Annotated in this window: 12 protein-coding genes and 1 pseudogene; 3 read left to right on the top strand and 10 right to left on the bottom strand. The window is 61.5% G+C overall.

Features of this window, described 5'->3' with window-relative positions:
• Positions 1-148 precede the first annotated feature (148 nt).
• From EV663_RS15205 to EV663_RS15185, 5 genes and pseudogenes are all read right to left on the bottom strand, one after another.
• A pseudogene (locus EV663_RS15205) lies at positions 149-441 on the bottom strand (transposase); the annotation flags it as partial.
• 135 nt (positions 442-576) lie between these two features.
• Complete coding sequence (locus EV663_RS15200; protein WP_279432553.1) at positions 577-2,055, bottom strand: PAS-domain containing protein; 1,479 nt, start codon at positions 2,053-2,055, stop codon at positions 577-579.
• A 74-nt stretch (positions 2,056-2,129) separates the two neighbouring features.
• A complete protein-coding gene (locus tag EV663_RS15195; RefSeq protein WP_132953355.1) occupies positions 2,130-2,699 on the bottom strand; it encodes a hypothetical protein in 570 nt (189 codons plus the stop codon).
• A gap of 709 nt (positions 2,700-3,408) precedes the next feature.
• A complete protein-coding gene (locus tag EV663_RS15190) occupies positions 3,409-5,745 on the bottom strand; it encodes an AAA family ATPase (protein WP_132953353.1) in 2,337 nt (778 codons plus the stop codon).
• 98 nt (positions 5,746-5,843) lie between these two features.
• Positions 5,844-6,566 (bottom strand): hypothetical protein, encoded by a 723-nt coding sequence (locus EV663_RS15185; RefSeq protein WP_132953351.1) that lies wholly within the window; start codon positions 6,564-6,566, stop codon positions 5,844-5,846.
• 587 nt (positions 6,567-7,153) lie between these two features.
• Here EV663_RS15185 and EV663_RS15180 point away from each other — a divergent pair.
• Positions 7,154-7,696, top strand: coding sequence for a hypothetical protein (locus tag EV663_RS15180; RefSeq protein WP_132953349.1), 543 nt, complete (start codon positions 7,154-7,156; stop codon positions 7,694-7,696).
• 337 nt (positions 7,697-8,033) lie between these two features.
• Complete coding sequence (locus EV663_RS15175; RefSeq protein WP_132953347.1) at positions 8,034-10,331, top strand: calcium-binding protein; 2,298 nt, start codon at positions 8,034-8,036, stop codon at positions 10,329-10,331.
• A 68-nt stretch (positions 10,332-10,399) separates the two neighbouring features.
• Here EV663_RS15175 and EV663_RS15170 read toward each other — a convergent pair whose 3' ends face one another.
• Both EV663_RS15170 and EV663_RS15165 read right to left on the bottom strand, forming a co-directional pair.
• Positions 10,400-10,666 carry a zinc ribbon domain-containing protein gene (locus tag EV663_RS15170; protein WP_132953345.1) on the bottom strand — a complete coding sequence of 89 codons (267 nt, stop codon included), beginning with the start codon at positions 10,664-10,666 and terminating at the stop codon, positions 10,400-10,402.
• Between the two features lie 2 nt (positions 10,667-10,668).
• A complete protein-coding gene (locus EV663_RS15165) occupies positions 10,669-11,451 on the bottom strand; it encodes an RNA-guided endonuclease InsQ/TnpB family protein (RefSeq protein ID WP_165910223.1) in 783 nt (260 codons plus the stop codon).
• Between the two features lie 245 nt (positions 11,452-11,696).
• On the opposite strand from EV663_RS15165, the gene tnpA reads away from it, so the two are divergent.
• Entirely contained in the window at positions 11,697-12,101 is a 405-nt protein-coding gene (gene tnpA, locus EV663_RS15160; protein ID WP_132953341.1) for an IS200/IS605 family transposase, read from the top strand.
• A 446-nt stretch (positions 12,102-12,547) separates the two neighbouring features.
• On the opposite strand, the gene EV663_RS16090 is transcribed toward tnpA, so the two are convergent.
• From EV663_RS16090 to EV663_RS15145, 3 genes are all read right to left on the bottom strand, one after another.
• A complete protein-coding gene (locus EV663_RS16090; RefSeq protein WP_207904454.1) occupies positions 12,548-12,757 on the bottom strand; it encodes a zinc ribbon domain-containing protein in 210 nt (69 codons plus the stop codon).
• A 61-nt stretch (positions 12,758-12,818) separates the two neighbouring features.
• Positions 12,819-13,076: a helix-turn-helix domain-containing protein gene (locus tag EV663_RS15150; protein WP_132953339.1), complete on the bottom strand. Its 258-nt coding sequence runs from the start codon at positions 13,074-13,076 to the stop codon at positions 12,819-12,821.
• A 183-nt stretch (positions 13,077-13,259) separates the two neighbouring features.
• Positions 13,260-14,648: a phosphohexomutase domain-containing protein gene (locus EV663_RS15145; protein ID WP_132953338.1), complete on the bottom strand. Its 1,389-nt coding sequence runs from the start codon at positions 14,646-14,648 to the stop codon at positions 13,260-13,262.
• Positions 14,649-14,880 lie beyond the last annotated feature (232 nt).

Below are 14,880 nucleotides of genomic sequence, written 5' to 3'. Positions count from 1 at the left end.
AGTCTCCATGGAGAAACTCCACCCCTGTCATCCAACAGGAAAGGACTCGCAGAACCGGAAAATCACAGGAAGGTGGGGACAGAACACCGTTTACGCTGAATAGTCAAGCCGCAGGCCCAAGGGTGGTCAGGCTGCGCTTACCCCGCAGCACCGCGTCCCGCCGTTGCATCGGCGTCGTCAGGGCTTTCCCAGCAGATCCTTCAGCACGACGTTGTCCAGCATCGCATCGGCCAGCAGCCGCTTGAGCTTCGCATTCTCATCCTCGAGCTGCTTCAGCCGCTTGGCATCGGACAGATCCATCCCGCCATACTTGGCCTTGAGCTTGTAGAACGTCGCGGGGCTCAGCCCATGCTTCCGGCACAGCTCGGAGGTCGGCAACCCAGCCTCCTGCTCTTTGATCATCCCGATAATCTGCGCCTCGGTGAAACGGCTTTTCCTCATGTCGTCTGCTCCTTCTCAGGTTGGGCAGACTCTACATCACAGCGAGGGAACTTCCGGGGGGCAGGTCACAGACCCGCCCCGCGGCGGGGTCACATGTTTGTCGCGCGGCAGAAGCGATCGAGCTGATCGACAAGATCAAGCTGCGCCGACAGGCTCGAATTCTGCTTGCAGGAGCGGCCAGAAAAACTTGAACGTTGTGCCGCCGCCGAGCACGCTGTCGAGGGCAATCGCACCACCGTAGTTCTGCGCAACCCCCGCGACAATGGTCAAGCCCAGCCCGGACCCATTCGCCCCCTTGGTCGTGAAGCTCGGCACAAAGATATTTTTCGCAATAGCTTTCGGCATCCCGGTGCCGGTATCATGGACCTCGATCACGCAGTAAGGGCAATCCTTCCGAATCTCTCCGATCCGGGGCTGCACGGCGAGCTCTTCTTCCCCCGCCAGGGCGACCTTGACCTCGATATGCCGCTCGCGGCCCGGAGGGGTGGCCCAAACCGCGTCACGTGCGTTGATCCCGAGATTCAAAACGACCTGCACGACATCGGTCGGGGCCGCGTCGATCATCACCGGATCTTCGGGCTGGTCGAGGTCAAGACTGATTTCGTCGCCCAGGCTGACACGAAGAAGTTCACAGGCATTGTATACCGGGGGACGGATGTCCATGAGGATGCGTTCGGACGTCTTGGGCCCTTGGTCGCGCAGGCGTGACACCAGATCTTTGCCGCTCCGACACGCGGCCAGTATCCGCTCCGCATTTTTCTCGACAGCTATACCGTCGCGCATCATGTCGGCCGAAGCTTCTATCACCGCCAGCAGGTTGTTTAAATCATGGCCAATCTCGGATGAGAACCGTGATACGATCTCGCGAGGCTGAACAGCCTGCAATTGGTCACGCAGAAGCGCCTGCTCCATCATCACGCGTTTGCGCGATGTGATGTCGCGGGCCGCGCATAACAGCCCGCCATCGTCTCTCAAGGTCAGCGAAAGCTCGAGAGGGACTCGCCCTCCCTGCGCGCGCCATATTGTCACCTCTCCTTCCCAGTGACCCTGACGCCTGGTCTCGGGGATGGCCGTCGTTTCCAGAAACGCGGCCACTTCCGGCGGATAGAGCATACGCCAATGCTGGCCGACACAGTCCGTCTCTGAGCCAAGACCGAAAATTTCGGCAAAGGCGCGGTTCACGTGGCGCACCTTGCCCATTGCATCGGCGATGCCCATGCCATCACGCGCGGCAGCCATTGTTGCGCGCCACTCCCGGTCGGACCGCGCGAGCGCCTGTTTCAGCCTGGTGATATCAACGCACAGGCTGACCTGGCCGCCATCCGGGGTCTTCTGCTCGGTGATCTGAAGCCACCTGCCATCCGCGAGCAGTTGCTCACAGATATGGTTTCCCGATCGGCGCTGCCGCAGACGCTCTGCCGCCCATTCCTCCTCGCGACCGACAGCCTCGGCGTATTCGCCATGTTCCAGACCATAACGAAGGATGTCCTCGAAGTGCCGGCCGGGCTCGATCACCGGGGCCGATCTGGAGTGGACCGCGCGGTATCGCAGGTTGCACATGACAAGCCTGCCCCTCGCGTCATAACGGGCAATGGCCTGCGGTACGAAGTCCAGCGCCCCTTTCGTCGGGTTCTCCGACCCAGAGCTGACCGCCGGACTTTCCCCCGAATATTTTCCGAAAGCAAGAATCAGAGATCCCCCTGCAGCACGCCAAACAACTCCTGGGTGTGTCGCTTCAACAGCTGGTGCTTGCGCAAGTAGCTTCGCGCCATCCGCGCCATGACCGCCAGCGCGACCCGGTGATCGGGCGAGGCCTTCGGCATCGGATCTCGATTTGCAACCCCCACCAGCCCAATGGGCATCCTGTCGATCTTGAGCGGAGCGAAATGCACGTAACGATGTGCACGCAATTCACTAGGGTAGTAATCAAACCCGGGGATTTCCGCGCTCGTATCCAGGTATTCCACCTGCGCGTCGCCCCGCCAGTCGGGCTGGACCTCGTTCGGAACGGCATAGGATTGCTCTTCAAATCCGTAGCGTCCCACGAAATAGAACCGATCGGCATAGACGAGCACGACGAACGCATGGCTCGTACCACGCAGTCGGGCCGCCATCTCGCAATAATCGTTCAGGCGCTGATCACCGCTTTCAATCATGGTCAGCAGATCGGCAACCAACGCCTTCGATCGTTCTGCCGAGGCATCCACCACACGTAATTCGCGAGTCTTCGGTGAGAACTGATCTTTTTCATGGCTCATCACCGCGCCCCTCTCACCATGGGTGTTATCTGATTGGAAAAAAGACTAGGCGATCTTCAAAAATTATCAAGATGAAAATATTTATCTGCCCCTTTTCACGCGCAGCCATCGCTCCTGTCAGTCTTGTGAACACAGGACCCGGCCCATCGCATCCGGTCCGGCATTCCTATCCCTATCGCGGGGGCGTTGGCATAGGCGTGAACGGGTGATCCGGAAAGAAGGAGTGACGGCGGCGGGCGATCCAGTCCTCGAACGGTGCGGTCATGAAAGATTGCCTCAGATAGGCCTCTACCTTTTCAGGCGGAAGGTTAAGGCTTCGTCCAACGATGGCCAGGCGCAACCACATGTCGCCATCTCGGGGCGCACATTGCAACACTGCCTGGAGTCTGCGCATCGCATCCCCTCGGGCAAGCAGAAGTTCCAGGTTGTCCGAGGGACCTGAAGGCGATATATTAAGGCGCCGCGCCAGGAGATCGGCCCGGTAGAGACTCAAGATGGCCAGCAGGCGTAACCGCGGATAGTCACAGCCAGGCGCACCGGGCTCCATGCTGTTCAGAAGCGGCGCGATCCGGACGAGATCGCTGGCCACCGATCGCCCCGCCCGAATCTCGCGCTCAAGGGCCATGTAATCAGCAAACTGGACATCGCGTGTCAGGGCGACGCCGCTCAGCAGCAGGACAAGGGCGAGAAAGACAGAAAAAAAAATTTCTCAATCATGATAATAACGACGATAGGCCGCGCTGTAATAATAAGACGCCCCATAGTCACCGTAGGCTTGTGCCTTGCGCGCATCGAAGAAATTTAAGATCGCCCCGACGGCTTTTTCGCGGATCCGCGGGTCCCGCTGAAGGACTTTCTCGGCGTCGCGCAGGTTCGTGGCCCCCCATTTTACCACGAAAACGAGCCCGTCAATCAGCGGCAATCCTGCACGCGCATCGATCACCGGCGCGAGCGGAGGCAGATCAAGAAATATGTAATCGTAATCCTGCTTGAGGGCAGAAAGGAGCGTCCGCATCCCCTGCCCGCCAATCAACTCGCTGGTATGAACCGCGCGGCCGTGCTTGACCGGAATGATATCAAGCCCCGTTTCCCGATCCGAGACCACGGCAGATCGCCAGTCGGCATCATCGAGGAGGATTTCAACCAGCCCATGCTCAACGGGTCTTTGGAGCGCACGCGTAAGGCCCGGATTGCGCAAATCGGCATCGAGCAGCATGACCTTGTGCCCCTGGCTCGCGAGCAATGCCGCAAGGTTGGCCGATACGGTGGTTTTGCCCTCGCCGGAAAAACAGGACATCAGCCCGATCACCGTGCCCGTGGGTGTCATCGGATCGGCCTGCGCCTTCAGCATGATCGCCATCTTGATCGCTCGCAATGTCTCGGCGAATGTCGAGAGTGGTTTCTTGACCCCATGTTTCAGGATAGCAGGCAAGTCGATCTCGGACGTGCCCGCCTCGGCCTTTCGGCTCCCGAATGGCAGGCTGATCCTGCCACCGCCCACCGCGGCCAGGGAGCCGAGAAACTCGAACCCCAATGCGTCTCGCAGTTGCTCTTCGGTGCGGATCTTGTTGTCGCGGAACTCGAGGAACGCCACGCCTGCCCCCGACAGGATCAGGCCCAGAAGCGCGCTCAACACCGCGATCCGCTTGGCGTCGGGCGAGCTCGCCCGTCCCGGCACCTGCGCATTGTTGATGATGCGCACATCCGAAACCGCGAAAGACTGCTCTTGCAGGGACTGCTGGTAGCGTTGGAGGAAATTCGTGTAGAGACCCCGGACAGTCTCCGCGTTCCTCTCGAGTTCGCGCAGCTTGCGGATGGCCTCGCTTCCTGCCCCCAATTCCTCTTCTTTCTTGGCCTTGGCGAAGCGAAGCCGGCGCACCTCTTCCTCGGCGAGGGCGATGTCGTTCCGGGTGATCCTCTCGCTTCGCTTGATCTCCTCGAACATCAGGAACTGGATCTGATCGAGTTCGCCTTTCAGGCGCAACGATTGTTCGTGCTCGGCACCAAGACGACTGACAAGAGAGTTATAATCCTTCAGCGTGTCGAGGAAACGAGACCTCAGCTCGGAAGTAATCGCCTGAGTCGCGGTCGCGCTGACCGCGGCGCTGGTATCGCCGCGCTCCACGATCTCCTGCAAGCGCCGCTGCTTTGCCTCAAGCGACACGAGAATCGTTTGCGCCTGTGACAATTGAGTGGCCAGCCGCGCGAGCTCGGAATCGGAAGTATCGGTTCCTGAAACGCTGACAAGGCCGTTGGCAAGCTTGTATCTCTCGATTTCGGCATCGAGTTGGGCGAGTTCTTCACGCAGCTGGTCGGAGCGCTGCTTGAGCCAGCTGGTTGCGCGTTCGGTAGAGTCGTATTTGGATTCCAGTTGATCGGTGATGTAGACTTCGGCAATCGCGTTTGCGACACGGGCGGCGAGGTCGGGCGAGAGCGCGCTGTAGGAAATCGAAACGATCCGGCTGTCACGCAGCCGCTTAACCCCCATATTGCCAAGCAGAATCGATACTGCCCTTTCGCGCCGCGCCGCCTCTTGGTCCTCCGCGGAAGGGGGCAAGGGGGGAATATCGGAGGACTGCGGCAGGATCCATTCGGCCGATCCTGACAAGAGCTTGCCCGCCAGGCGCTTCAGGCGCGAGACCCCCGTCTGGGGACGCGTCATGAACACCGCATTATCTTGGAGCGCAAGACGCGCAACGACCTGCTCGGCGATGGCCTCGGAGCGGATGATTTCGAGTTCCGTCGTCACTTGGGACTCGGTCAGCGGAACGCTTTGCACCCCGGACAGTTCGCGAAGGTTCGCCGCTTCGACCGTATCGAGGCTGATACTGACCGCCGATTGGTAGATCTTCGTGGTGGTCGCCACATAGGCCAGCCCAAGCGCCAAACCGACAATCACGCCGATGGACAGAACACGCCATCGCCGCCTCACAACCGCGAAGAGCTTGCTGACATCGATCTCGTCCGGGGGGCTATCGCCATAAGGTTGAGTGGTGTTCGCATCGACAGACCGAGGCGCCCTGCCCTCGGAACCAAGAATCGTCATCGCTCTCTCATCCTCAATAGCGCCAAAGCGCCCATCTTGACGCCGACGCGGGTCAGCGTTGGCCGTGACCAGTCTTTTTCCCTTCGACTATCAGGAACTTACTGGATCGGGCTGGCCGGTGGGTCCTCATCCCCGCTCGAAAGCCCACCATCCCCCGTATCGGGTCCCGGGGATGGCGACGCACCGTCCAAGGCAGGGTCATTGGAGGACGTGCCATCCCCCCCGGCATCGGCCGCATCAGCCCCCGTCGCCGCATCCGTGCCGATCGGCGCGACTGGCTCTGCCGGGGGTGCAATTTCCTCGGCAGGCACGACGTCATCCTCGATCGGCTCGGCCGCAATCTCCGCACTCTGGACAACCACGCTCTCGGTAAAGCCCGTCGCCAGTGCGTTCGATCCCAGCGTTGCCACGCTGGCGATAATCGCTGCCGCGGCATCACTCTCACCCTGGGCGGAGAGCTGGACCGTGGCCTTGGCCAGACCCTCCGCGATCGCGATTACCGCGGTCTCGCCCGCCTGGCGGTTGGCCAGCGCAATGATCTCATCCGCGGCCCCGGGATCAGACACCACCACCAGTGCGACAACTTCCGACACGACCTCGGGACTGTTTTCCGCGATGAAAAGGTCGGGATCAGCCAGGAAGAGTTCGACGAGAGCTGCCAGGTCTAGCTCGACTTCATTCTCGATATCAGGTGCCGGAACGGCGTCCTCTTGCGGCTCGGCCTGCTGCGCAAGCACACCGCCATTTCGGTCGAGCCCCTCCCAGGCCAGAATCGAGAGCAACATCCCCGTCCCGATAAATAGTTTTCGACCACCGATCATGAGAACTCTCCTCGAAGACGGCCTCGACCAAGCGCGCGCGAACATCCGCCAGTTGTTCCTGGCGCCGTTATACCCCAAACCCACGGACAAGAAAATATTTTCTTTATGATAACATTAAATGTCACGGATTTCAGAAGGATGACATCTTCGCAGGCAGCGCCACTCGACTGCACCGCGCAGCCAAGACCAACGCAGCCCATCGAAGATCATCAGCACTCAGACTCAAGACAAGCGGACAGCTAAACCGCGCGCCGACCGCGCCGTTTGTGTGGGTATCGATCCTCTAACCAACCGGGTGGCCATGAACGGAACCCCCGAAACAAACATTTCTAGCCAACGATCCATGACCACCAAAGGCCCGAGGTCAGACCCAACGTGACCTCAGGCTAGGCAGAGCACGTCCGACACCCCCAGCCAACAGGCCCCACATGCGCAGACATGTTTCTGCATGCATCCTCCTCATGCATGCAAGCATGGCTCTTGCTCCACAACAGAGCCATGCAACCCCCCCAATCGCCTCGGACGAGAACTTTCTCTTATTGACACTCTGTGATGCTGGCCTTCTGGCTGTCAAGCCCCGTTCGGGCTTGCCCCTGGAGCTCCGCGGACCAACCCGGCTGATCGTCGATCAACCCTGGGTACAGAGCTGTGCGGGACTTGACGACGCTTACCGGGCTACTGGCCTGCCCTACGGCGACAGCGTGGCGATCCTGCGCGGGATCGATCGCTTCGTGCGCCATCGCCTGCGCTACCGCCCCGACGCTGCGGGTCAGGACGATTGGTCGAGCCTTGCGCGCGAGCTCCTGCTGGGGGACGATATCGTGGAGGGAGATTGCGACGATTTCGCACTTACGGCGATTTCCCTGGCGATTTGCGCAGGGGTAGCGCCCGGACAGCTCGATTTTGCCCTCGTTCAGTCGCGCCCGGGCACGCTATCGGTGCATGGGATGGATCACGCGATCGGGATCTACACATCAAGCACCGGCAGGCGCTGGATCATCGGCGACACGTTCGGCCCAATGCGCCCGGTCGACGAAGAGACACGCATCGTGATGTGGTTCGACATGGAAGAGCTTCTCATGCCCGCCCCGCTTTGGCGCACGATGCTCTCTCGCGCCGAACTGGACTGATCTGACGACGCGCAGATCCGATCACGGGGAGCCTTGAGCAGGCCAAAGCACACTAGGAGCCCCCCTGGCCGGCCTCGAGTAAGAAGGCGGCGCTGCGTTGGGCATATTCGCAAGGCCGACACCCAAGCTCTTGCGCATGCAACGGCTTAAGGAGTCGGAATGATCAGCCATGGAGGCCGCAAGAGCGCCCCTCGCGCGGCCGATCTGCCTGTTCCATGAGGACACGCAAGAAGTTGTTAAATATTTATTTTCTCAAAATCAATAAGTTAAGCTCAACTTAACCACCCAGAAAGTTACTGGGCCTCGTGGGGGCTTGCTGAACTCTCGGGGTGGTGAGATGGAGCAAGTTGAGGTCGAGGTGAATTTTGGCACGGTCGTTCCGGGATCGGACGCCGTGTCCGCCTACGAATTCGGTGCGGTGCAGACCGGCTTTTCCAGTTTCGATGACTTCGACGAGCAGTTCAGCCAGCTTGGGCTGTCAACCCTGCGCTGGCCCGGCGGGACGCTATCGGAGGTGCAACCGGATATATACGGCCTGGAGATCGACGGGCTTTTCGACGGCACCCAGCTTTTCAACCCGGATCCGAACCGCGAGAGGCCCGACCTCGTGGACATGTTGGCCTATGCCGTCGAGCACGATCTCAATTTCTCCATGATCATACCGACAGCGCGTTATGTCGAGGATATCGACAAGGGCATCGCCGATCTTCAACTCTTCCTGGAGGATCTTCTGTCGGGCGCGTACGGAGCGCTTCCGGCGCACTTCACGCTGGAAATCGGCAATGAATACGATGCACTCGCAGCGTTCGAAGACAACGCAGCCGGTTATGGCGAGATCGCTGACGCCTTCATCTCGACAATCGATCACGCACTCAACGATCCCCAGATCAACCTCGTGGGCGCGGAGATCGACATCGCCGTTCAGATGGGATACTCGGCCGCCGATGATAGCGCGATCCGGGCCGAGATGTCTGATCAAGCCCTGAGGGCGATCGACAGCATCGTCACCCATGCCCTGCCGCTGAATTTCGGGGCCATAGACAAACCGCAGAGCGGGCCCGACCTGGACCCGCTGGATGTCGGCGAGACGAACTGGGAAAGTCGAAACGGCTATCATCAGGCATGGCTGGACGCCATAGACGCTGCCGGTGGCGCGAGCCCGGAGGTCGACCTTTTCGTTTCGGCCATCACAATCGGTGCAGCGGCAAACGATATCGCCGAAGTCGAGCTTGCTTACCAGGATTATGGTGCCGCCGGAAGCGGTGCCTATCTGGAGATGTTTTCGACCCTCCATTCATACGGAATGGATCAGGCGGCATTCTGGGGGGTCGCGGTGTCCAACCTGAACGCGATCAGCTATGCGCAGGACGGAGAGATGATGCTCACCCCCGCAGGCGCCACGATTTCACTCATGGCGACGCTTCTGCCCGGGCTCTACCTGCTCGACGGGTTCCAGGCCAACTCCCGCGATGACGAGATCATGGCTTATGCCTACGAGGATGCCGACACCAAAGTGGTCTTCCTCGCCGCCAATGACATCCCGAGCGAGGGGATCGAGGTGTTGCTGGATGTCGAGCAGATCGAAGGGATCACCTCCATCGAGGCTTTTCGTGTCGTCACCGAAACCGGCGCGCCCGACAACGATCCCGATGCCCACCTTTTGCCCCATGCGACGGCCTCGCTGGAGGCCTTCGAACCTGAACTGATCGGCGAGGCTGTCTCGATCCCGGTCCTGCAAGATTACGAAACGGTTGCCGTGGTGATTGAACTGACCGGGGACCAGCCTTCTGCTTCCCCGGCTATCCCGTTCGGGGATCATGCAGCTACAACCACCAACAGCCACGCCATCGGCCAGGCACCCGCCCCGGCCGGGACCGGCGAAGACGACACGATCATCAGCGGCAGCGACAGCGATGATATCGCCGCATCGGGCGGAGACGATTTCGTCAAGGCCGGGGCAGGCGACGACTCGATTGGGGGAGGTGAGGGGCATGACACGATCTACGGCCAAAGCGGCGCCGATGTCATCGGCGGCGGCCAGGGCGACGATATCATCATGGGCGGCGCGGGCAACGACATCGTCGCCGGTGGTCCCGGCGATGACGAGATTTTCGGAGAGGCCGGAAACGATCAGCTGAGCGGATCGTTTGGCAACGATCTCATCGATGGCAGGGCCGGCAACGACAATATCGGCGGCGGGCCGGGGCGCGACCTCATTGAGGGCGGGTCAGGAGATGACACTGTCGGCGGCGGAGAAGGCGATGACACGATCTATGGGTTGCTTGGTGACGATTTTCTCGCGGGCGGCGGGCGCAACGATGTCATCAGTGGCGGCGACGGGGATGATACGATCAATGGAGGTGACGGTGATGACACCCTGAACGGGGGCGCCGGGGGCGATCAGTTCAACTTCAATTTCGAACAGGCCAGCCCTCCGCAGTTGGACATCGTGGAAGACTTCGAAATCGGGCTGGACAGCCTCGTCATGACCGGTGTCCACGGCGGACCCGGGAGCGTAGAGGTCACCGACATCTCAGGCGGTGTGGAAATCGCCTACGAGGCCCACGTCATTCGGGTTTACGGTGCCGATCTCGACACGGCGGAACTGACCGCGGAACACTTGACTTTCCTCTGAGCTTCTTTGGGGCACAGCGACTTATGAACCTCCCCCACCAATCCAGTCGGTTGGAAGGGGTTTCAGTCTCAGGCGGCTTGCGCCGCCGAGACCCCGACCGTCCCGGCCGGCGTGATCGTTCCGAGCGCGTGCTCTTGCAGTCGGCGCTCTTGCTCGAGCCCCCATTGCAAGAGCACGCGCGCCGCGGCCTGGTCTCGTCCCAGGCTGCAGCCGCAATCGCATTCATGGCGACGCTCCGACAGCGTTTTCTTCCGCAGCCGTCCGCAGCCAGGGCAGCGCTGCGACGGCTTTAACTGCCGCGTCGGCGCCTCGAGAAACTCCGCACCGTCTGCCATCTTCAAGCGCTCCACTGGAGCCCTTGATCCGCTGCGCGGATCGATGGCAGACCTTCCGCTTTGTACCGGAGCATGTTCAGGAACGCGGCCGGGGCCGCATCAAGGATCGATCGGTTCAGGCCGGCCTTGGCGGCGACGTTCCGGCCCGGGGCCTTGGCCGTGCCGCACGCCGAGCCGGTCATGGCCTGCACCGCCAGCGCCTCGGTCGCAACCAGCCAGTGCCGGCCGGCGATGCGGGCGGAGATCTTGTGCAGGAAATCCTTCCGTTTCGCGGCCAATTTCGCATGCTGGCGCGCCAGCGCCTCGCGATGCCGCTTCAGCGCGGCCCGGGAGATCTTCCTGGCCCGGGCCGCGGCCGACAGGCGGTGCTGGCGCGCGCACAGATCCGCTCTCGCCCGGTCGAAAGGACGCGCGTTCGCAACCTCCTCGAAGCTTCCGTCCTCATGGGCGATGGTAGCGAAGGTGGACACGCCCCAGTCGAGACCGATCGCGGGACCCTCCGCCCGCGCCCGTTCGGCGCAGTCGGTTTCCACCACCAGGTTCAGCATCCAGCCGCGGGCCCTCCGCCGGCCGATGCCGAACAGGGTGACATGGCCGTGGCGCCAGCCCGGGCGCATCTCGACCTTGAACCCGTTGCCATGTTCCTTGTAGCCCCAGCCGCGGAACCTCTCGGCGCTGCGAAAACGCGGGAAGCCAGGCTTCCCGCCCGTACGCAGCCGGCGGAAGAACGCCCTGAAGGCAAGATCCAGGCGCTTGAGCACGACCTGTGCCTCGTGCGTGTGCACGAGGCCGCGCCACCCCTCGAGGCCGGCCCGGATCTCTTTCAGCGCCTTTTCCTGGTCCGACAGGCGGATCCGGACGCCGCGGCGCCAGGCGCCAGGCGCCGATGCGTTCTTCGAGCGCGGCGTTCACAGGTCCTTCAGCGCCAGGTTCTTGCGCCACATCGCCGCCTCCTGGGCCGGGGCGGGATAGAGCTTGAAGGAGAGGGAGCGGGTTGCGGTCATGATGCGAAAACAATATTGGCTCCCCCATGACACTTCAAGACTATACCCGCACGAACAATTGTGTTTTCAGCCTCCACTACCATTTGGTTCTGGTCGTAAAGCGCCGGCGCAATGTCCTCACCGGCCCGATGATTGCAGCGGCCGAGGCGGCGGTACGAGAACGGTGCGAGAGCCGCGGCGGCCTGCTCGAAGAGTTCGGCGCCGAGGCCGATCACATGCATATGCTGGTCGCCCTGCCGCCGGCAGAGGCGCTTGCGGACTTCGTCAATGCCGTGAAGACCTCGACATCGCGAAGGTTGCGGCGCGATTTTCCGCAACTCAAGAGGCTGGGAGGGGCGCTGTGGTCGCCCTCCTATTTCGTCGCCAGCTGCGGTGGCGCGCCGCTCGAAACGATCAAGGATTATGTCCGTACGCAGGAGCGCCCGGACTGAGCGCCCCATCCATGCGGGCTCCCCCACCAATCCAGCGGGTTGGAAGGGGCTTGTGGGGCGCGATTTGGGTCAGCACGCACACCTGTGCCCGCCCGGCAGCGAACTTCGCCAAGATGTCGCATGCCAGCCCTTGAAAATGAAATCATTGGTTAAGGAGTCAGGCGCTATGGAGGCGGTGTTGTTAATGAGTACGAGGCTATTAATCGAGCAATAAACTCATCAACTTACCAACACCACTAATGGCAGAGCAGTAGCGGCCACTCAAAAGGTGGTCGCCACTAACCTCGCGTGAGGACAGATGGGCCATGTTAATCGGCAGGCGACCGATCCCGCGCCCCCCTTCCCTCTGGCGTATCTGTTCGACACGATCACACGGCACTGTCCCAGGGTTACGGCCTCAGGGGGGCGGCAGCGCTTTAAGGGATCAACAGCTCTGCGGGCACACCCTAACATCTTCCCGCACCTGAAGGAGGGGGATTTTTCGGGTGGGTTTCCACCGTCATGGTTGTCGCTTCAACGGAGAGCCGATGCCCTTCCTCCACGACCATAGACGCCGTGTTCCGACGCAAAATGTTGAACGCAGCATTGTGGTCGGCATGGGCGCGGAATCCGCAAGCGCGACAGTGGAAAGACGCTTGGCTTTCGCGGCTCTCCATGATGAAAGCACGATGCATATCCGGAAAGAGGCGTTCCCGAGGATTTGTCGCCCGCCGCAGCTCAGCCGCGCGGCGTGCCGATGCGCAGACCGGGCCGGTCGTCGGGGGTGCCGACGAACTCGATGCCCGCGGTTTCGAAGACAAGCCTCAATTTTTCCAGGTTGCCCTTGCGCGAACGGGGGACACCCACCTGCTCTTCATAGCGCACGATCGTCGCGAACCCGACACCGGAGCGCTCCGAAAGCTCCTTGACCGACCACCTCAGGACAGCACGGGCGGCGCGAACCTGGCGCCCCGTCAGGCAGACCCCTTGTGTCATGAAACGAATCTCCTCTTAATCCACATTCGCCAAGCAACCCGCTGATTTAGCTGGCCTGCCCGTGATATTTCCAAAATAAATTAGTATGTTGGGAGAAGAGCGTGATCCGGCTGGCCACCAGAGGGGCCTCTCGTCCTGATGAGGCCCTGGCCTGCCCGGAACAGGCAAGGGATTGACGCGCAGCTAGTTGACCGACAGGCGGTTGATCAGCTCGCTCAGGTTTCCAACGCGCTCCTCGAGCAGGACGCGGTTGCCGCGAGTTTCAACATTAAGCCTGAGCAGGGGCTCAGTATTCGATGCGCGCAGGTTCATCCGCCAATCCGCGAATTCAAGGCTTGCCCCGTCCAACGCATCGATTTCTCTTGCCTGCGGGCCGAGCTGCGCCACGATCGCGGCAATTGTTGCGGCGGGATCGACGACCGTGAAATTGATCTCGCCCGATGAGGGAAACTCGGCCCGCATTTTGCCGACCGCCTGGCCCAGGCTGCGCCCGGTGCGCGACAGGGACTCGACTACCTTCAGCCAGGGAATCATCCCGCTGTCGCAATAGGAAAAATCCCGGAAGTAGTGATGGGCCGACATTTCTCCGCCATAGATCGCGTTCACCTCGCGCATCCGGGCCTTCATGAAGGCATGGCCGGTGCGCGAGGTAATCGCGCGCCCGCCATGGCGGGCAATCGCCGAACGGGTATTCCAGACGATGCGGGGATCGTGAACGATGGCCGCGCCGGTTTCCCCGGCCAGGAAACTCTCGGCAAGCAAGGAAACCACGTATTCCCCGTCTACAAAGGCCCCGGTCTCGTCGAACAGGAAACAACGGTCGAAATCCCCATCCCAGGCGACACCAAGCTCCGCCCATTGAGCGATGACGGGCTCTGCGGTCATAGCACGGTTTTCCGGCAGGAGCGGATTAGGCACGCCGTTCGGAAAACGCCCGTCAGGCTCGTGGTTGATGCGCACGAAGGTCAGCGGTGCGCCCCGGCGGCGCAGTTCCGCCGCGATCGCGTCAAAGGCGGGACCGGCCGTACCATTGCCCGCATTCACGACGATCCGCATCGGCCGAAGCGCGCGCGCATCGACGAAATCGCAAATGCAGGCGGCATAGGCCTCGCGAACCGATACGCTCTCACAGGTGCCCTTGCGCCCCGCGACGGGCAAGTCACCGGCCTGCGCCGCTGTACGGATCGCGACAAGCTCGGTTGCGGGATCGATCGGGCGGCTACCGGGACCCACAAGCTTCATGCCGTTATAGTCCTGTGGGTTATGCGAGGCCGTCACCTCGATCCCGCCCGCCGCGCCCAGATGCGCCGTCGCAAAATAGACCTCCTCTGTTCCGGCCAGACCGAGATCGAGCACATCTGCCCCCTGCCCGCGCAACCCTTCGATCAGCGCCGCGCTTAGGGCTGGGCTGCTCTCGCGACAATCATGGCCCACAACAACCCTCTGAAGCGGGGCCGACGTGTCAATCATCACATGTGCGAAAGCAGCACCAATCCGCCGCGCGATATCACCGTCGAGGGTCTCGCCGATCCGGCCCCGGATGTCATAGGCCTTGAAACAGGTCATGTTCATGCTTCATCCTTTCCATGGCGATCCGGCCGGAATCACCTTGCAGCTTGCGTGAGGTTAGGGGGAACGGACAACGCGCGGCCGCGCTTGCCTCGCCTATTGATTGCACGGGATCTGTCCCCGTCCTGCCGCCATGCAGCGCGCGAGACATCCAGCAGCCACGCAGGCCGTCTAGCGGCGATAGGGGCCGCGCTGGTACCATTTCCACGCATCGGCGATCATCACCCCGAGATCA

The organism is Rhodovulum bhavnagarense (assembly GCF_004343505.1).
In the GTDB taxonomy this organism is placed as follows: Bacteria; Pseudomonadota; Alphaproteobacteria; order Rhodobacterales; family Rhodobacteraceae; genus Rhodovulum; species Rhodovulum bhavnagarense.
Note: the sequence above shows the minus strand (reverse complement) of the source record. Positions and strands in the feature narration are given on the sequence as shown.